The 18,382-nt window shown below is 68.1% G+C and carries 17 protein-coding genes; 7 read left to right on the top strand and 10 right to left on the bottom strand.

Annotated features, from left to right (window positions below):
- Nucleotides 1-6 precede the first annotated feature (6 nt).
- The 4 genes from WMK75_RS04030 to WMK75_RS04015 form a co-directional block, all read right to left on the bottom strand.
- A complete protein-coding gene (locus WMK75_RS04030) occupies nucleotides 7-507 on the bottom strand; it encodes a holin family protein (protein ID WP_347266397.1) in 501 nt (166 codons plus the stop codon).
- A complete protein-coding gene (locus WMK75_RS04025) occupies nucleotides 507-1,118 on the bottom strand; it encodes a holin-associated N-acetylmuramidase (protein ID WP_347266369.1) in 612 nt (203 codons plus the stop codon). Before WMK75_RS04025 ends, WMK75_RS04030 begins: the two co-directional genes overlap by 1 nt.
- A gap of 74 nt (nucleotides 1,119-1,192) precedes the next feature.
- Nucleotides 1,193-1,636, bottom strand: a complete 444-nt coding sequence (ccmE, locus tag WMK75_RS04020; RefSeq protein WP_347266368.1) for a cytochrome c maturation protein CcmE — start codon at nucleotides 1,634-1,636, stop codon at nucleotides 1,193-1,195.
- Between the two features lie 18 nt (nucleotides 1,637-1,654).
- Complete coding sequence (locus WMK75_RS04015) at nucleotides 1,655-2,467, bottom strand: aspartate/glutamate racemase family protein (protein ID WP_347266367.1); 813 nt, start codon at nucleotides 2,465-2,467, stop codon at nucleotides 1,655-1,657.
- 259 nt (nucleotides 2,468-2,726) lie between these two features.
- On the opposite strand from WMK75_RS04015, the gene WMK75_RS04010 reads away from it, so the two are divergent.
- Together WMK75_RS04010 and purL are read left to right on the top strand one after the other, a co-directional pair.
- The gene (locus WMK75_RS04010) at nucleotides 2,727-3,647 is read left to right on the top strand and encodes a LysR family transcriptional regulator (RefSeq protein ID WP_347266366.1); all 921 of its coding nucleotides are present in this window, start codon (nucleotides 2,727-2,729) and stop codon (nucleotides 3,645-3,647) included.
- 295 nt (nucleotides 3,648-3,942) lie between these two features.
- Entirely contained in the window at nucleotides 3,943-6,114 is a 2,172-nt protein-coding gene (purL, locus tag WMK75_RS04005; RefSeq protein ID WP_347266365.1) for a phosphoribosylformylglycinamidine synthase subunit PurL, read from the top strand.
- A 29-nt stretch (nucleotides 6,115-6,143) separates the two neighbouring features.
- On the opposite strand, the gene WMK75_RS04000 is transcribed toward purL, so the two are convergent.
- The 5 genes from WMK75_RS04000 to WMK75_RS03980 form a co-directional block, all read right to left on the bottom strand.
- Nucleotides 6,144-6,896 carry an ABC transporter ATP-binding protein gene (locus WMK75_RS04000; RefSeq protein ID WP_347266364.1) on the bottom strand — a complete coding sequence of 251 codons (753 nt, stop codon included), beginning with the start codon at nucleotides 6,894-6,896 and terminating at the stop codon, nucleotides 6,144-6,146.
- 46 nt (nucleotides 6,897-6,942) lie between these two features.
- Nucleotides 6,943-7,809, bottom strand: a complete 867-nt coding sequence (locus WMK75_RS03995; RefSeq protein ID WP_347266363.1) for an ABC transporter ATP-binding protein — start codon at nucleotides 7,807-7,809, stop codon at nucleotides 6,943-6,945.
- Entirely contained in the window at nucleotides 7,806-8,711 is a 906-nt protein-coding gene (nikC, locus tag WMK75_RS03990; RefSeq protein WP_347266362.1) for a nickel transporter permease, read from the bottom strand. Before nikC ends, WMK75_RS03995 begins: the two co-directional genes overlap by 4 nt.
- Nucleotides 8,708-9,691 (bottom strand): ABC transporter permease, encoded by a 984-nt coding sequence (locus tag WMK75_RS03985; RefSeq protein ID WP_347266396.1) that lies wholly within the window; start codon nucleotides 9,689-9,691, stop codon nucleotides 8,708-8,710. The genes nikC and WMK75_RS03985 overlap by 4 nt, the downstream gene beginning before the upstream one ends.
- Nucleotides 9,692-9,796: 105 nt before the next feature.
- Nucleotides 9,797-11,392, bottom strand: coding sequence for an ABC transporter substrate-binding protein (locus WMK75_RS03980; protein WP_347266361.1), 1,596 nt, complete (start codon nucleotides 11,390-11,392; stop codon nucleotides 9,797-9,799).
- Between the two features lie 186 nt (nucleotides 11,393-11,578).
- Between WMK75_RS03980 and WMK75_RS03975 the strand changes: the two genes are divergently transcribed.
- The 4 genes from WMK75_RS03975 (at nucleotide 11,579) to WMK75_RS03960 (ending at nucleotide 15,359) form a co-directional block, all read left to right on the top strand.
- Complete coding sequence (locus tag WMK75_RS03975) at nucleotides 11,579-12,802, top strand: glutathionylspermidine synthase family protein (RefSeq protein ID WP_347266360.1); 1,224 nt, start codon at nucleotides 11,579-11,581, stop codon at nucleotides 12,800-12,802.
- Nucleotides 12,803-12,805: 3 nt separating this feature from the next.
- Nucleotides 12,806-13,414, top strand: coding sequence for a DUF1190 domain-containing protein (locus WMK75_RS03970; protein WP_347266359.1), 609 nt, complete (start codon nucleotides 12,806-12,808; stop codon nucleotides 13,412-13,414).
- A gap of 81 nt (nucleotides 13,415-13,495) precedes the next feature.
- Complete coding sequence (gene eda, locus WMK75_RS03965; RefSeq protein ID WP_347266358.1) at nucleotides 13,496-14,134, top strand: bifunctional 4-hydroxy-2-oxoglutarate aldolase/2-dehydro-3-deoxy-phosphogluconate aldolase; 639 nt, start codon at nucleotides 13,496-13,498, stop codon at nucleotides 14,132-14,134.
- Nucleotides 14,135-14,141: 7 nt separating this feature from the next.
- Complete coding sequence (locus WMK75_RS03960; protein ID WP_347266357.1) at nucleotides 14,142-15,359, top strand: MFS transporter; 1,218 nt, start codon at nucleotides 14,142-14,144, stop codon at nucleotides 15,357-15,359.
- 50 nt (nucleotides 15,360-15,409) lie between these two features.
- Here WMK75_RS03960 and xseA read toward each other — a convergent pair whose 3' ends face one another.
- Nucleotides 15,410-16,966 carry an exodeoxyribonuclease VII large subunit gene (xseA, locus tag WMK75_RS03955; RefSeq protein WP_347266356.1) on the bottom strand — a complete coding sequence of 519 codons (1,557 nt, stop codon included), beginning with the start codon at nucleotides 16,964-16,966 and terminating at the stop codon, nucleotides 15,410-15,412.
- Nucleotides 16,967-17,064: 98 nt separating this feature from the next.
- On the opposite strand from xseA, the gene purD reads away from it, so the two are divergent.
- On the top strand, nucleotides 17,065-18,327 hold the full coding sequence (gene purD / locus WMK75_RS03950; protein WP_347266355.1) for a phosphoribosylamine--glycine ligase: 1,263 nt from the start codon (nucleotides 17,065-17,067) through the stop codon (nucleotides 18,325-18,327).
- Nucleotides 18,328-18,382: the final 55 nt, after the last annotated feature.

The following is an 18,382-nucleotide window of genomic DNA, read 5'->3' as shown; positions in this document are numbered from 1 at the left end:
TGCGCGCTAGCGCGCCGCCACCGTCTCGGCCCAGTCGCGCAGCGCGGCATTGTCGGCAAATGCCTCGCCACCCGGCAGCGCAAGCGCCTGCGGTGGCAGCGGCGGGTTGCGGATGATGGGACGGCTGCGGAAATAATGCGCCTCGCGCGCCCCGAAATAAAAGCTGATCACCGCCCCCAGCAGCCACCACAGCGGCTCGGGCACGAGGTTCAGGTTCTGCATGCGCAGGCCGAACCCCACCGGCTCGACCATGGCATAGCCGAACAGCGCCAGCGTCCCCAAGGTCAGCAGCGGCCGCGGCAGGCGGTTCAGCCCGTTCATCGCCCCGTCGAACCACCCGCGCGGCTGCGCCGCGAACTCGGCCGAGAACTGCGCGACGGCGCGTGCCTGCGCCTCTTCCTCCAGTTCCATGCGCCGGGTCGAGTTCTCGCGAAACACCTCGGCGACGCCGGTGGCGGCATTGGCCATGGTGGTCACCGCCGCGCCCGCGCCCAGAAACCGATCCATCACGCCCATTTCGCCACCCTCGCCCGATGCTGCGCCGCCGTCAGATGATAGCGGGCCGAGATGAACTCCTCGGCCCGGATGATCCAGCCGCCCTTGCCGCCGTCGCGGGCGCGGGCGTATTTGCGGCTGGCCGGGCGGGCATCGCCCAGGGCGTAGTAATAGTTGCGCCGCTCGATGCCATAGGCATCGACAAGATGTCCGGGCGCCGCCGCCTCGGCCTGGCGCACCGCCATCAGGCTGCGCGGCCCGAGGATGCCGTCGGCAGTGGCGGCAAAGCCCATGCGCGTCACCAGCTTCTGCAGGATCTTCACCGCATTGGTGCCAGCGTTCACATACATGTCGAAGACCGAGGCCTGCAGCGCCTCGGGCAGCGTATCCAGCCCCGGCTTGCGGAAATAATGCTCGACGAAGATGCGCTGGGCATCGGCGCGGCTCAGGGCGCGCACATCGGCCACGTCCACGCGGCCATCGCCGGTCTTGTCGAAACCCAGCCGCCGCAGCGTCGCCAGCGTGACGCCGAAATTCGTCGCCCCGCCGGGGTCGTCGGGGTCGTTGACATAGCCCCCTTCACGCGCGACGATCTCGGCCGCGATCTGCTCCACCGTCTTCATTCCAGCCCCCGTGACAAGCTGACACAAGGCTGGAGAGCCGCGGTTAACCTTTCCTTAACCGGCCGCGCGTTGCCTCACGAGTTCGGGTCCTCGTAGATGCCCTGGTCCTTGAGCGAATCGATGACCTCGCGCGGGACATAATTCTCGTCGTGCTTGGCCAGGATCTCGGTTGCGACAAAGGTGCCGCCCTGCATCTGGCCGGTGCCGATCATGCCCTGGCCCTCGGCGAAAAGATCGGGCAGCACGCCGGTAAAGCGCACCGGGACCGAGGCGCCGCCATCGGTGACGTTGAAACTGACCGTCTCGCTGGCGCCACGCACCAGCGTGCCTTCCTCGACCAGGCCGCCAAGGCGAAAGACCTCGCCCGCTGAGGGCGGGTTCTCGGCCATCTGGCTGGGGGCGCGATACAGGTTGATGCCGTCGCGAAAGCCGTAGCCGATCAGCGCCACCGCCAGGACCAAAGCCACGGCAGCGGCGACGATGACCTGGATGCGGCGCTTTTTTTTCAGCGATTTCATTGTATTGCCCTTTGAATGTCAGGCGTTCTCGAACCTGACCGATTGGCGCAGGAATTGCGTGGCCTTGCCCGACACGCGGTCGGGATCGCCGGTGGTCAGAAAGCGCGGCACCGTGCCCGCGCCCAGCATGGCAGGATGGCGCGCCAGATAGTCCTCAAGGCTTTCGGCCACCAGATCGGGCTGGGAATAGACCCGGACACCCGGGCCCAGCGCCTTCTGGAAGGCCGCCTGCACCAGCGGGTAATGCGTGCAGCCCAGGATCGCCGCCTCGGGATGGGGCATGCGGCGCAGCAGCGCCTCGACATGGCTGGTCACCAGCGCCTCGGCCAGGATCTCGTCGCCCATCTCGATGGCATCGACGACACCACCGCAGGGCTGCGCCTCGACATCGACGCCGATGGCACGAAAGGCCAGTTCGCGCTGAAAGGCGCGGCTGGCCACCGTGGCCGGGGTGGCAAACAGCGCCACATGCTTGACCGCCACCTCGCGCGGCGGCGAATTGTCGCCCCAGCGGCGTTCGGTCAGCGCCTCGATCATCGGCACGAACACCCCGAGCACGCGCTTGTCGCCCGGCAGCCAGGTCTCCTGCATGCGCCGCAGCGCCGCCGCCGAGGCGGTGTTGCAGGCCAGGATCACCAGATCGCAGCCCTCGTCCCAAAGCCGCTCGACCCCGGCGCAGGTCAGGTTGAAGATGTCCTCGGCATCGCGCACGCCATAGGGCGTGTGGCGGTTGTCGCCCAGATAGACCAGCGGCAGGTCCGGCAGGCGTGCGGCAATGGCGTTGTGCACGGTCAGCCCGCCCAGACCGGAATCGAATACGCCCACCGCCATGAATAGCCTCCTGCTCGCGACGCGCCCTATTTAGGGTGCGGCAGGCCCGAATGCCATGACTTATGTCACTTGGCCGCAGCCGATCGCGCCTTGTCCGGGGCCAGGAAGGATATTCCGGCCATGGCGATGGCGTGCGCCCGATTCCGGTCAGCAGCACTGCCGGGCAAGGGGTTTTCCTGTGCTTTGCGGCTTGTCCGCACAAGGTTCTGTGGTAAGGGTTGCACTGAATGCATGGCTGCTGCCGCAAGAAAGCATTTTGATGGACTGGGACAAGCTGCGAATCTTTCACGCCGTGGCCGATGCGGGCAGCCTGACGCATGCGGGCGATGTGCTGCACCTGTCGCAGTCCGCCGTCAGCCGCCAGATCCGCGCGCTTGAGGATTCGCTGGCCACCACGCTGTTTCACCGCCACGCCCGCGGGCTGATCCTGACCGAACAGGGCGAACTGCTGTTCGATGCCACCTCCTCGATGGTCAGAAAGCTCGACACCACCGCCGCGCGCATCCGCGACAGCGAAGAAGGCGTCTTTGGCGAGTTGAAGGTGACCACCACTACCGGCTTCGGCAGCATGTGGCTGGTGCCGCGCCTGGCCAAGCTCTATGACCGCTATCCCGATCTCAAGATCGACCTCATGCTCGAGGAACGCGTGCTGGACCTGCCCATGCGCGAGGCCGACGTGGCCATCCGCATGAAGGAACCGAACCAGCAGGACCTGATCCGCCGCCGCCTGCTGAACATCCGGATGCGGCTTTACGCGACGCAGGAATATCTCGACAAGGCCGGCACGCCGCAGTCGCTGGACGATCTCGCGCCGCACCGGCTGATCTGCCAAAATCCGCAGACGCCGCAGGTCAGTTCGGGCGCCGTGCTTTCGCAGATGCTGCTGGCTCGCAACATGAGTTCCAGCCTGACCGTCAACAATTACTTCGGCGTGCTGCAGGGCGTGCTCAGCCATGTCGGCCTCGGCGTGCTGCCCGATTACCTGACCATAGATTTTCCGAACCTTGTCAGGGTGTTGCCATCAGTCGAATCCGGAGAGGTGCCGGTATTCCTTGCCTTCCCCGAGGAATTGCGCACCTCGCGCCGCGTGGCGGCCTTCCGCGACTTCGTGCTTGAGGAAATCCAGTATCTGCGCCGCCAGCAGACCGAGGAACTGACCCCCGACATCGCCCCGGACTAGGCCCGGGCAACCCTGCCGCTTGCACGAGCCATTCGCTGCACGCATAGCGGCCATGCCCGCGAACCGGGATTTCATCCTTGATCCATGCGCGCCCAACGCCTATTTCCGGTCTCGAAGGCGATGATCCGAGGAAACTCTCATCTTCTTCAACCTCCCTGTTGGACTTGAGCCGGGCTTCGTGCCCGGCTTTTTTTTTGCCCTGCCGGCCGGGGTTTTGCCCGGCGCGGCCCGCGGCCCCTTTCCTAAACCGCTGCCGGCGCTTAAAAGGCCGCAAAACCGGGAAAGGGGTGCCAGCATGACCGAACCGCAGATCACCGAGGACCTGATTGCTTCGCACGGCCTCAAGCCCGACGAATACCAGCGCATCCTTGAGATCATCGGCCGCAAACCGAGCTTCACGGAACTGGGCATCTTCTCGGCCATGTGGAACGAGCATTGCTCCTACAAATCGTCGAAGAAATGGCTGCGCACCCTGCCCACCACCGGTCCGCAGGTGATCTGCGGCCCGGGCGAAAACGCGGGTGTGGTCGACATCGGCGACGGCCAGGCCGTGGTCTTCAAGATGGAAAGCCACAACCACCCCAGCTATATCGAGCCGCATCAGGGCGCGGCGACAGGCGTCGGCGGCATCCTGCGCGATGTCTTCACCATGGGCGCGCGCCCGATCGCCGCCATGGACGCGCTCAGCTTCGGCCGTCCCGATCACCCCAAGACCGCGCATCTGGTCAAGGGCGTGGTCGAGGGCATCGGCGCCTACGGCAACGCATTCGGCGTCCCGAACGTCGGCGGCGAGGTGCGTTTCCACGCCTCCTATGACGGCAACTGCCTGGTGAACGCCTTTGCGGCCGGACTCGCCGATGCCGACAAGATCTTCTATTCGGCTGCATCGGGCATTGGCATGCCGGTGGTCTATCTGGGCGCCAAGACCGGGCGCGACGGCGTCGGCGGCGCCACCATGGCCAGCGCGGAATTCGACGACACCATCGAGGAAAAGCGCCCGACCGTGCAGGTCGGCGACCCCTTCACCGAAAAATGCCTGCTGGAAGCCTGCCTTGAGCTGATGCAGACTGACAGTGTGATCTCGATCCAGGACATGGGTGCCGCGGGCCTGACCTGCTCGGCGGTCGAGATGGGCGACAAGGGGGGCTTGGGCATCCGGCTGAACCTTGAAAACGTGCCGCAGCGCGAGGCCAATATGTCGGCTTACGAAATGATGCTCTCGGAAAGCCAGGAACGGATGCTCATGGTGCTGAAACCCGAGAAAGAGGCCGAGGCCCGCGCGATCTTCGAAAAATGGGACCTCGACTTTGCCATCGTCGGCGAGACCATCGCCGAGGACCGTTTCCTGATCCTGCACCACAACGAGGTCAAGGCCGACCTGCCGCTGTCGAAGCTGTCGTCCAGCGCGCCGGAATACGACCGTCCCTGGGTTCCGACCCCCGCGGCCTCCGCCCTGCCCGCCCTGCCTGCGATCACCCCCATCGCAGCGCTGAAATCCCTGATCGGTTCGCCCAATTACGCGCACAAGGCCTGGGTCTGGGAGCAGTATGACACCCAGGTCGGCGCCGATACCGTGCGCCGTCCCGGCCTTGGCGCCGGCGTGGTGCGCGTCCATGGCACACAAAAGGCGCTCGCCTTCACCAGCGACGTGACGCCGCGCTATGTCCTGGCCAACCCCCATGAGGGCGGCAAGCAGGCGGTCGCCGAGGCTTATCGCAATCTTTCCGCCTGCGGCGCCCTGCCCTTGGCGACCACCGACAACCTGAACTTCGGCAACCCCGAAAAGCCCGAGATCATGGGTCAGCTGGTCGGCGCGATCAAGGGCATCGGCGAGGCCTGCGCGGCGCTCGACTTCCCGATCGTCTCGGGCAATGTCTCGCTTTACAACGAGACCGACGGCAAGGGCATCATGCCCACCCCCACCATCGGCGGCGTCGGCCTGATCGCGCATCTGGACGATCTGATCGGCGGTCTGCCCGGCGAAGGCGATCTGGCGCTGGTCATCGGCGAGACCCGCGGCCATCTTGGCCAGTCGGCACTGGCCGCCGAGGCCTTCGGCATCGAGGCGGGCGACGCGCCGCCCGTCGATCTGGCGGCCGAGCGCAAGCATGGCGAATTCCTGCGCGCCAATGGCAAGCTGGTCTCGGCCGCCTGCGACCTTTCGGACGGCGGGCTGGCGCTGGCGGCCTTCGAGATGGCCGAGGCCGCGGGGCTGGGCGTGATGATCGAGCACGCTGACATCGCCCAGCTTTTCGGTGAGGATCAGGCCCGCTACCTGCTTGCCTGCACCCCGCAACGCGCCGCGGCACTGACCGGCTCCGCCGCGGCCGCAGGCGTGCCGCTGACCGTCGTTGGCCGCTTTGGCGGCGCCAAGGTGGCGCTGGGCGGCGACGCGGCCCCCCTGACCGAGCTCTCGGCCCTTTACCGCGGCGCCTTCGAGAAGCGGCTCAACCTCGAACTGGCCTGATCGGCGCTGGCCGCTGCCGAGGAGCCGACTCAGCCGCGCTGATAGCTTTCGCTGGCCTCGAGCAGGTTGCGGGCATAGTCGGTCCGCGCCTTGCGGTCGCGCAGCGCCTGCGCCGGCATCCGCTCGACGATCTCGCCGCCGCGCATGACCGCCAGCCGGTCACACATATGCGCCACCACCGCCAGATCATGGCTGACCATGACATAGGTCAGGCCGCGTTCCTCGCGCAGCTCGGCCAGCAGGTTCAGGATCTCGGCCTGCACGCTGACATCAAGCGCCGAGGTCGGCTCATCGAGCAGCAGCAGCCGCGGCTCGGCGGCCAGGGCGCGGGCGATGGCGACGCGCTGGCGCTGGCCGCCCGACAGCTGATGCGGATAGCGAAAACGGAAACCGCGGCCAAGCCCGACCTGATCCAGGAGCCGGGTGATGCGGGCGTCGATCTGGTCCATGCCCTGCAGTTGCAGGGTTTCGGACAGCACGCGATCGACCGAATGCCGGGGGTGCAGGCTGGCATAGGGGTCCTGAAAGACCATCTGCACCGTTTTGTGAAACCCGCGCGAGCGGTGCTGGCCCGACACCGTCTCGCCAGCCACCGCGATCTGGCCCGACCAGGTGCCGAGCAGGCCGGTGATCGCGCGCAGGATCGTGGACTTGCCCGAGCCGCTTTCACCGACGAGGCCAAAGCTTTCGCCCTGCGCCACGGTGAAGCCGGCATCCCTGACCGCATCGACCCGGTCCGGGGCATGGCCGAACCAGACGTGAAGATTGTCGACCGTCAGCATGGGTGGCGCCGCCGCAATTGAGTATTTGAGGAACGAAGAAGACGCATCACAGCCCTCCTGGCAGGGGGGTGTCGATTTCCTCGTCGCGCCAGCTGTCCTGGCGCTGCAGCACCGGCAGGCGCGCGACCGGGTGATCGAGCCGCGGCAGGCTGTTCAGCAGGCCCTGCGTATAGGGATGCCTTGCCGCGTGCAGATCGGCGGCGGCCAGTTCCTCGACCACGCGGCCGGCATACATGATCAGCACCCGGTCGCAGAACTGCGCCACGAGGTTCAGGTCGTGGCTGATGAAGATCAGCCCCATGCCGCGGGCCGAGACCAGCCCGTCCATGATGCGCAGCACCTCATTGCGGACCGAGACATCGAGGGCCGAGGTGGGCTCGTCCGCGATCAGGATTTCCGGATCCGGCGCCAGCATCATCGCGATCATGATGCGCTGGCCCATGCCGCCCGAGACCTCGTGCGGATAGGCGGCGAAGACGCGTTCGGGGTCGCGGATCTGCACGGCGGCGAGCATCTCGAGCGCCTTGTCGCGGGCGGCGGCGCGGCTGGCGCGGCTGTGCTGGCGGTATCCCTCGACCAGCTGCTGGCCCACGGTCATCACCGGGTTCAGGCTGAACTTCGGATCCTGCATCACCATCGAGATGCGCGCGCCGCGCAACTCGCGCATCTGCCGCTCGGGCAGGTTCAGGATCGAGGCCCCGCCCAGGTCCATCCGGTCGGCGGTGACCCGGCCCGGCGGCCGCACCAGCCCGAGGATGGCGCGCCCGGTCATTGACTTGCCCGAGCCGGATTCGCCCACCACCCCCAACCTTTCGCGCCCGAGGTCGAAGCTGACGCCGCGCACCGCCTGGAATTCGCCGCTGCGGGTCGGGAAGGTCACGCGCAGGTTGCGCACGGACAGCAGCGGGCTCATTCTTTGTCCCCCTTGGGATCGAGCACGTCGCGCAGCCCGTCACCGAGCAGGTTGAAGGCCAGGCTGACAATGAAGATGGCCAGCCCCGGCATGGCCGCGACCCACCAGAAATCCAGGATGAAAGCGCGCCCGTCCGAGATCATCGCCCCCCATTCCGGCATCGGCGGCTGCGCGCCAAGCCCCAGAAAGCCCAGCCCCGCCGCCGAAAGGATGATCCCCGCCATGTCGAGCGCCACCCTGACGATGAGCGAGCTGATGCACAGCGGCCAGACATGGCCAATCAGCAGCCGCAGCGGCCCCGCGCCCTGCAGCCGCGCCGCGGCGATGTAGTCGGCGTTGCGGACGCTGAGCGTCTCGGCCCGGGCCAGACGCGCATAGGCCGGCCATGAGGTGATCGCCAGCGCCAGCACGGCATTGCCGATACCGGGGCCAAGCGCCGCGACGAAGGCCAGCGCCAGAATCAGCTTGGGAAAGGCCAGGAAGATGTCGGTGACCCGCATCAGCACCTGATCGGCCAGCCCGCCGGCAAAGCCCGCGACGGTACCGATCAGCAGCCCGATCACCGGCGCGACCAGCGCCACGGTGCCGACGATGAACAGCGTGATGCGCGAGCCGTGGATCAGCCGCGACAGGATGTCCCGCCCCAGCGCATCCGAACCCAGCCAATGCGCGGGCGAAGGCGGTGCCAACCGGTTGGCCAGATCCTGGGCAAAAGGATCCTGCGGCGAGATCCAGGGCGCAAAGGCCGCAACCAGCACCAGCAGCACGAGGATCACCAGCCCCAGCATGGCCAGACCATTGCCCCGGAAGGTCAGCCAGCCCTGATAGACGGCGCCGAGCCTCGCCTGCCGCCGGGTCTGCGGCGCGTCGCTGAGCAGCCACTGGCGCGTGGTTTCGGTCATTTCGCCCTCGGGTCCAGCACGCGGTAAAGCAGGTCGGAAAACAGGTTCAGCGCCACGAAGCAGGCGCCGACGATCACCGTGCCGCCCAGCACGGCGTTCATGTCCCCGGCCAGCAGCGCCTTGGTGATGTACTGGCCGATGCCGGGCCAGGCAAAGACGATCTCGGTCAGCACCGATCCTTCGAGCAGCGAGCCGAAGCTGAGCGCGATCACCGTGATCAGCGGCACCAGCACGTTGCGGAAGGCATGACCCCAGATCACCCGCGTCTCGGACAGGCCCTTGACGCGGGCGGTGGTGACATATTCCGCCGAAAGCTGCTCCAGCATGAAGCTGCGAGTCATGCGGCTGATATAGGCGAGGCTGAAATAACCCAGCAGGCTGGCCGGCAGGATGATGTGGCTGAAGGCGTCGCGGAAGGCCGGCCAGTCGCCCGCCAGGGCGCTGTCCACCAGGATCATGCCGGTGACCTCGGGCACCATGCCGTCAAAGATGATGCCCTGCCGGCCCGGACCGCCGACCCAGCCCAGCGTGCCGTAAAACAGCAAGAGCCCCATCAGCCCCAGCCAGAAGATCGGCATGGAATAGCCGACCAGCGCCACCACGCGAGCGATCTGGTCGGTGACGCCGCGCCGACGTGCCGCGGCGATGACGCCCAGCGGCACGCCGACGCTGACGCCGATCAGCGTGCCCAGCGTCGCCAGTTCCAGGGTCGCCGGGAACACCCGCCGCAGGTCCTGCGCCACCGGATGCCCGGTCGAGATCGAGCGGCCGAAATCGCCGCGCAGCACCTCGCCCATGTAGCGCAGGAACTGCTGCCAGATCGGCTTGTCCAGCCCCATGGCGACGCGGGCGGCGTCATATTGCGCCTGGCTGGCGCGTTCGCCCACCACCTTCAGCACCGGGTCGATCGGCATGACCCGCCCGATGACGAAGGTGACCAGCAAAAGCCCGAGCAGGGTCAGCAACAGCGACAGCAGCACCCCGGCCGCGGCCCTTGCGCGCCGCTGCCAGGGCCCCTGCCCGCGGCCGCTGGCCGGGGGCCGCGTCGGCCCCCCGCCGGTGGCGGTTGCCTCGCGGCCCACCCGTTACTCCTTGGTGACCTGGCGATAGATGACGGAGCTGACCGATCCGCCCGAGGTCCAGTCCTTGACGTTCTTCTGCGTCGCGACCTGTTCGATCTTCTGGAACATCGGGATGATCGGCGCGATCTCGCGGTATTGCTTCTGGATGTCCAGATACATCTGCACGCGCTTGTCGGTGTCGCCTTCCAGCGTCGCCGCCACCGTGGCCTTGTTCATCTCCTCGGGCACGGCCCAGCTGTTGCGCCAGGCCAGCTGCGACAGGCCCGCGTCATCGGCGTTGTTGGGATTATAGGCAAAGGTCGAGGCGTTGGTGTTCGGATCGGCATAATCCGGACCCCATTCACCGATGAAGATCGGCACCTGCCGCGCGCGATAGGCGTCCAGCACCTGCGCCCCGGTCATCTGCTGGATCTCCAGCGTCAGCCCGGCCTGCGCCATCGATGCCTGCAGTGTCTGCGCCACGTTCACATATTCGGGGATGTCGCGCACCACGGTCTTGACCGTGCCCGAGGTGATGCCGGCGTCGGCAAGGATCTTCTTCGCCTTCTCGACATCAAAGCTCCAGGGATTTTCATCCGAGGCGCCCAGATAGCCCTCGGGCAGGAAGTTCTGGTGGATCTTCCACTGCCCCTTCAGGAAGCTGCCCTCGATGCCCTTGTAATCGACCAGATATTTCATCGCCTCGATCACGGCGGGCTGCGACAGCAGCGGGTCTTTCTGCGACAGGCCCATATACAGGATGCGGCCGCGCAGCTCGTCCGTGACCTTCAGCTTGTCATTGCCCGCGACGCCATCGACATCGGTGGGCGTCAGGTTGCGCGCCACGTCGATGTCGCCCTGTTCCAGCAGCAGGCGCTGGGCGCTGCTTTCCTGGATGTGGCGCACGATCACCCGCGCCATGCCGGGCGCACCCTGCCAGTAATCGGGATTGGCGACCAGCTGCACGGCCTCGTTCGGCTTCCAGGCGCCCAGGCTGAACGCGCCCGAGCCGGCGGCATTGGTCGAAAGCCAGGCATTGCCGAAATCATCGCCCTCGGCATGCTGCATCGCCGTTTCCTTGTCGACGACCGAGCCGACTTCCGAGGCGAGGCTGTTCAGCACGAAACTTTGCGCATAGGGCTGGTCCAGCTTCAGGATCAGCTTGTTGCCGTCGAAGGTCACCGTCTGGTCGACGTTCTCCGGGGTAAAGCCGAACTGGTTCAGGATGAAGGCGGGCGACTTGTTCAGCTTGACGGCGCGCTGCAGCGACCAGGCGGCGTCCTCGGCCCGGACCGGATTGCCGGACTGGAACTTGACCCCCTCGCGCATGGTCAGGGTGATGGTCTTGCCATCTTCGCTGACCTCCCATGCCTCGGCCAGGCTGGGCTTGATGCCGGCCTTCAGGTCCAGCGGGTCGAAATCGACCAGCCGGTCGTAAAGGTTGTGGATCACGTCCTGGCCCGAGAACTCGAAGCTTTGCCCCGGATCGAGGCTGATGATGTCGTCGATCTGCGCGGCGATGACCAGCGTATCGGCCGGGGTCTCGGCCCAGGCGGCGGGGGCGGCCAGCGACACGGCCGAGGCCAGAAGCAGCGCGCGAAGCGCAAGGCGGTTGTGCATGATTGTCTGATCCCTGTTGTCACGCCCGCTTGTCCGGGGCTTGAATGCCCGCACCTTGGCGCGAAGCCGGGCGTCCCGCAAGCCCCTCGTCAGGGTCTTGTCGGGGGTCACCTCGGGACCGGCGATCGCGCTGCGGGCTTGCAAGGGCGCGCGCAGTCGGCCATCTCGGGGCAAGCAGGAGAGATCATGGACAAACGCATCCTTCCCGAACGGCCCGGCTGGCGCGAGGAAGCCGAAAGGCTGGGCTTCACCTTCGCCGACATGGGCGGAGAGCCCTATTGGGACGAAACCGGCGCCTATGCCTTCACCCTGAACGAGATCGAGCAGGACATCGAGGCGCCCGCGACCGAACTGCATGCCATGTGCCGCGAGGCCGTGGACCTGGCGGTGCGCGACGAGACCTGGCTTGCGCGGCTTGCCATCCCCGAGGCGCATCGCGATCTGGTCGCCGCCAGCTGGGCCATGGCCGAGCCCGAGCTTTATGGCCGCATGGACCTGGCCTATGACGGCAAGGGCCCGGCGAAACTGCTGGAATACAACGCCGACACCCCGACCTCGCTTTACGAATCCGCCAGTTTCCAGTGGCTGTGGTTCGAACAGCAGCAGGCCGCCGGCGTGCTGGACGAGGAATGCGACCAGTTCAACGGCATCCACGAGGCCATCGTCGCGCGCTGGAGCCAGATCTGCGCCGATGGCGAGGATGTGCATTTCGCCGCCGACCCCGACAACCCCGAGGATTACGCCACCGTCGAGACCCTGGCCTGGGCCGCGCGCGAGGCGGGTCTGGGCGCACATTTCACCCCGCTTGCCCAGATCGGCCTGACCGATGAGGGGCAGTTCGCCGACGAGCAGTCGCGCGTCATCGGCACGCTCTTCAAGCTTTACCCCTGGGAGGACATGCTGCGCGACCGATTCGCCGCGCATCTGCAGGGCTCGGGTGCGCGCTTCATCGAGCCGCCCTGGAAGGCGGTGCTGTCGAACAAGGGCCTTCTACCGCTCTTGTGGCAGATGTTTCCCGGCCATCCGAACCTGCTGCCGGCCTTCTTTGCCGCGGATGTGCAGGACGCGCTGACCGGCGGCAGCCCCGCCCCGCATCTGGCCGAGGCCTTCGCGGCCGCGCGCGAGGAGCTGGCCCGCGGCCATGTCACCAAGCCGATCTTCTCGCGCGAGGGGGCGGGCGTGGTGATCCACGAACACGGGCGCGAGGTGGCGCGCACGCAGGACGACAGCTATTCGCACCATCCGATGATCGTGCAGGCGCTGGCGCCGCTGCCCGAATTCGACGGCTTCCACCCGGTGCTGGGCGCATGGATCGTGGGCGAGAACTGCTGCGGCCTTGGCCTGCGCGAGGACCGCGCCCGCATTACCCACAACCTGTCGCGCTTCAAGCCGCATTTCATCGAGGGCTGACCCATGACACATTCCCCGCTTCGCAAACGCTCGCGCCATGTGGCGCTGGTGCTGGCCGGAACCGCAACGCTGGCGCTGGCCGCCTGCGAGGACGACCGCGTGGACGCCCAGGCCTTCCCCAATCTCGACGCCTGCATCGCCGCGGCCGCGGACGCCAATGGCTGGTTCACCGCGGACGACTGCCGCAAGAACTTTGCCGCCGCCGAACAGGAACTGCTCGAGACCGCGCCGCGCTACGAATCCAAGGAATTGTGCGAACAGGAACACGGCGCCGGCAATTGCGGCGGCGATCCGGCGGCGCAGGCCTCGGGCGGCGGGTTCTCCTTCATGCCGATGCTGATGGGCTTCATGATGGGCTCGATGCTGTCGCGCGGCGGCGGGCTGTTCTCGCAGCCGATGGTCTCCACGCCGGACGGGCGCTATGCGACACCCGGCGGCGGCCAGAGCTTTTCGTCGAACAGCGGCGCCGGCAAGGTGTCGGCCACGGCCTTCCAGCGCGCGCCCTCGACCATCGGCAAGCCGCCGATGACCGCGGTGCAGGTGCAAAGCCGCGGCGGCTTTGGCGCCGGCGCCACCGCCAAGCCGGGGACGCGCGCCGGCTCCGGCGGCTGATGCGGTCGCGGGTTGTGCCGGCGCCGGAATGGCGGCAATCTCGGCGGCGCAATTCCAGCCCCTCCAGCCTCAAGGTGCGCCATGACTCCCGAGATGCAGTCCCAGACGACCCGCGCCCTGTGCCAGCTTGCCCCGGTGGTGCCGGTGCTGGTCGTCCCGGACGCGGCACGGGCCGAGGGGCTGGCGCAGGCGCTGGTCGCCGGCGGGCTGTCGGTGCTTGAGGTGACCCTGCGCACGCCCGCGGCGCTGGCGGCGATCGCCCATATGGCGCGTGTGACCGGCGGCCATGTCGGCGCCGGCACCGTGCTGACCGCCGATGACGCAAGGCGCGCACGCGACGCCGGGGCAAGCTTTGCCGTCTCGCCCGGCGCCACCGAAAGGCTGGTTGCCGCCTGCGAGGAGATCGGCCTGCCGCTGCTTCCGGGCGCCGTCACCGCCTCCGAGGTGATGCGGGCGATGGAGATGGGCTTTTCCATGCTGAAATTCTTTCCCGCCGAGGCCGCGGGCGGGGTCCGCGCGCTGAAGGCCATCGGAGCACCGCTGCCGCAGGTCAGCTTCTGTCCCACCGGCGGCGTGACGCCGGCCAGCGCGCCCGACTATCTGGCGCTGGCCAATGTGACCTGCGTTGGCGGCAGCTGGATCGCCCCCGATGCCGATGTCGCCGCCGGCGACTGGGCCGCGATCGAGGCCCGCGCTCGCCAGGCCGCCGCGCTGAAATGACCCGCAGATGATCGCCGCCGAATTTTCCATGCGCCGCGCCTGGCGCAATGTCGCGGTCCTGCTGCTGGCGCAGGCGCTGCTGGGCGCGCAGATGTCGATGATCTTCATCGTCGGCGGGCTGGCCGGGCAGATGCTCAGCCCCAACCCCTGCATTGCCACGCTGCCGCTGTCGATGGTGGTGCTGGGCTCGGCGCTGGCGGCGCGGCCGCTGGCGGCGTTCATGCGCCGCAACGGCCGGCGCAGGGGTTTCCTGCTGGCCTGCCTTTCGGGGGCGCTGGGCGCGGCCTGCGCCGCCGGCGGGCTGATCCTGGGCAATTTCTGGCTGTTCATGCTGAGCGGGCTGTTTACCGGCGTCTATCAGTCGGCGCAGGGCTTTTACCGCTTTGCCGCCACCGACTGCGCCCCGCCCGAGTTCCAGTCGCGCGCCATCTCGCTGGTGCTGGCGGGCGGGCTGGCCGCGGCCTTTACCGGCCCCTATCTGGTGCGCCTGACCGCCGAGGCAACGGCGATCCCCTTCCTGGCCACCTATGCCGCGATCGTCGGCTTGAACCTGCTGGGGCCGCTGCTGTTTGCCTTTCTTGACATTCCCCGCCCCGCACCCGCGCCGGCCGGCCACCCGCGCGGCAGGCCGGTCAGGGAACTGATCCGGGTGCCGGCGATCGCGGTGGCGATGATCTGCGGCATGGTATCCTATGCGCTGATGAACCTGGTGATGACCTCGGCGCCGCTGGCGGTGGTGGGCTGCGGCTTCCAGACCGCCGATGCGGCGAATGTGGTCTCGGGGCATGTGCTGGCGATGTTCGCGCCCTCGTTCTTCACCGGGCATCTGATCGCGCGTTTCGGGGCCACGCGCATCGTCATGGCGGGGCTGGCGATCCTGGCCGGCGCCGGCGCCGTGGCGCTGTCGGGGGTCGAGCTGACGCATTTCTATCTGGCGCTGGTGCTGCTGGGGCTCGGCTGGAATTTCGGCTATATCGGCGCCACCGCCATGCTGACCCGCGCCTATCACTCCGACGAGCGCGAGACCGTGCAGGGGCTGAACGATGCCGTGGTCTTTGCCGGGGTCTTTGTCGCCTCGCTGTCATCGGGAGGGCTGATGAACTGCTGGGGCGGCTCGCCGCAAGGCGGCTGGAATGCGGTGAACCTTGCCATGCTGCCCTTCCTGGTGCTGGCCGGGGGCGCGCTGATCTGGCTGATGCTGCGCCCGCGTGAGGCGGCCAGGTAGAAAGGGGGGCTTGTCCCCACCCCCTGCGGGATATTTGGGCAGGAAAGAATTCAGAACAGGGATTTCTGTTCCTGTTCCTTGCGCGGCTTGCGGGGCTTGCCCTGAGGGGTGTCAGGGCGGGCGGCGATCTGGCCGTCGTGGAACTCGATCTCGAAGCGCGGGGTCTGGGCGGCGGCCTCGGCGCGGGTCAGAAGGCCCGCGGGTCCGTGGATGACGGCAAAGCCGCGGCGCAGGGTTTCGCGGTAGCCCAGGGTCTGACGCAACCGGTCGAGCCGCTCGAGGCTGTCGCGGCGCGGCGCAAGGATGCGGGCGGTGCTGGCCTGCAACCGCGCGGCCAGCAGTTGGGCGCGCTGGCGGTCGCGGTCCAGATTGCGCCGCGCATCCGACAGCATGCGGGCGCGGGCGCGGGTCAGCCGTGCGGCCAGATCCGACAGGCGCTCGGCCCGGCGGCTGCGCAGCCGCGTCAGGCATTGCGGCAGGCGCCCGGCGTGATCGTCCAGCCGCTGGCGGCGGTTGCGCAGATTGGCATGCAGCAGCGACAGCGACAGCGGCAGCGCATTCAGCCGCTCGCGGCGCGAGCGCATGAAGTTCCGCAGCGCCGGCTCCAGCCGTTCGGCAAACAGGTCAAAGCGCTGGCGGGCGGAATCGGTCAGCGCCTGCGGCCGGCCCAATGCGCGGCCAAGGTCGCTGAGACGCTGACGCAGGCGCTGATCCTGCGTCTGGCTGGCGCGCAGGATGCGGGCCTGCATCTCGGCCAGGCGGGCGGCCAGGTCGGTGCGCACCGGCACGGCGATCTCGGCGGCGGCGGTCGGCGTCGGCGCGCGGCGGTCGGCGGCGAGGTCGATCAGCGTCGTGTCCGTCTCATGCCCCACTGCCGAGATCAGCGGGATGCGGCTTTCGGCGGCGGCGCGCACGACGATTTCCTCGTTGAACCCCCAGAGATCCTCGAGGCTGCCGCCGCCGCGCGCCACGATGATCAGCTCGGGGCGCGGGATCTGGCCGTCCGCGTCCAGCGCGTTGAAGCCGCGGATGGCGGCGGCGACCTGCGGCGCGCAGCTCTCGCCCTGCACCGCCACCGGCCAGATCAGCACCCGGCTCGGAAAGCGATCGCGAAGCCGGTGCAGGATGTCGCGGATGACCGCGCCCGAGGGCGAGGTGACGACGCCAATCACCCGCGGCAGGTAGGGCAGCGGCCGCTTGCGGGCATCGTCGAACAGCCCCTCGGCCGCCAGCGCCTTGCGGCGTTTCTCCAGCATCAGCATCAGCGCGCCGGCGCCCGCCGGCTCGATCTCGTCGACGATGAGCTGATATTTCGACTGGCCGGGAAAGGTGGTCAGGCGGCCGGTGGCGATGACCTCGATGCCTTCCTCGGGCCGGGTCGAGAGCCTTGCCGCCTGCCCCTTCCAGGTCACGGCGGCGATCACCGCGCGGTCATCCTTGAGGTCGAAATACAGATGCCCCGAGGACGGGCGCGAGACGCGGCCGATCTCGCCGCGCACGCGCACGCGGCCGAATTCGCCCTCGAGCACGCGTTTGACCGCGCCCGAGATTTCCGAGACGGTAAATTCCGGCGCATTGCTGGCGGGGGTGTCTTCGATCAGTTCCATGCCCTCGGTTGTGGCGCGCGACCGCCGCGGGATCAAGGGGATTGATCCGCGCCCGGCCAGTTCCTAGAAGGCGCGGGACCATCCAGAGGGGCCAACGCATGAACATCCTGATCCTTGGCAGCGGCGGGCGCGAACATGCGCTGGCCTGGGCGATCCGGCAGAACCCGAAATGCGACCGGCTGTTCGTCGCCCCCGGCAATGCCGGGATCGAGCCGATGGCGCGGCTGGCGGCGCTGGACATCCTCTCGGGCCCGGCGGTGATCGGCTTTTGCGAGGAAAACGCCATCGACCTGGTGGTGATCGGTCCTGAGGCGCCGCTGGCGGCGGGTGTGGCCGACGATCTGCGCGGCGCGGGCATCCTGGTGTTCGGGCCCTCGGCGGCGGCGGCGCGGCTGGAGGCCTCGAAAAGCTTTACCAAGGAGGTCTGCGACGCCTGCGGCGCGCCCACCGCCGCCTGGGCGCGCTTTGACGCGCTGGCGCCTGCGGTGGCCCATGTCCGCGCCCAGGGCGCGCCGATCGTCATCAAGGCCGACGGGCTGGCCGCCGGCAAGGGCGTGACCGTGGCCATGACCGAGGCCGAGGCCATCGCGGCGCTTGAGGATGCCTTTGGCGGCGCCTTTGGCGCGGCCGGCGCCGAGGTGGTGATCGAGGAGTTCATGTCCGGCGAGGAGGCGAGCTTTTTCGTGCTGTGCGACGGCAAGGACTGCCTGCCCATCGGCACCGCCCAGGACCACAAGCGCGTGGGCGAAGGCGATACCGGCCCGAATACCGGCGGCATGGGCGCCTATTCCCCGGCCCCGGTGCTGACCCAGGCGATCCAGGACCGGGTGATGGCCGAGATCGTGCGCCCGACCGTGGCCGAGATGGCCGCGCGCGGCACGCCGTTCCAGGGCGTGCTTTATGTCGGGCTGATGATCGAGGCCGGCCGCGCCCGGCTGGTCGAATACAATGTCCGCTTCGGCGACCCGGAATGTCAGGTGCTGATGATGCGGCTGGGCGCGCAGGCGCTGGACCTGATCCTGGCCTGCGCCGAGGGCCGGCTGGCCGACATGCAGGTGACCTGGGCCGAGGATCACGCGCTGACGGTCGTTCTGGCCGCGAAGGGCTATCCCGGCGCCCATGACAAGGGCAGTCGCATCGGCGGGCTGGAGCGCCTCGCCGAGGACAGCACGCGCATGGTCTTTCACGCCGGCACGGCGCGCGCGGATGGGCAGATCGTTGCCAATGGCGGAAGGGTGCTGGCCGCGACCGGGCGTGGCGTCACCCTGGCCGAGGCGCATGCCCGCGCCTATCGGCTGGCAGAGGCCATCGACTGGCCGGAAGGCTTTTTTCGCCGCGACATCGGCTGGCGCGCGCTTTGATGCGCCCCGCGGGTGATGGCTGTCGCGATGAGTATTTGAGGAACGAAGAAGAACA

It is taken from the genome of Paracoccus sp. (in: a-proteobacteria) (assembly GCF_039808215.1).
Taxonomy (GTDB): domain Bacteria; phylum Pseudomonadota; class Alphaproteobacteria; order Rhodobacterales; family Rhodobacteraceae; genus Paracoccus.
Note: the sequence above shows the minus strand (reverse complement) of the source record. Positions and strands in the feature narration are given on the sequence as shown.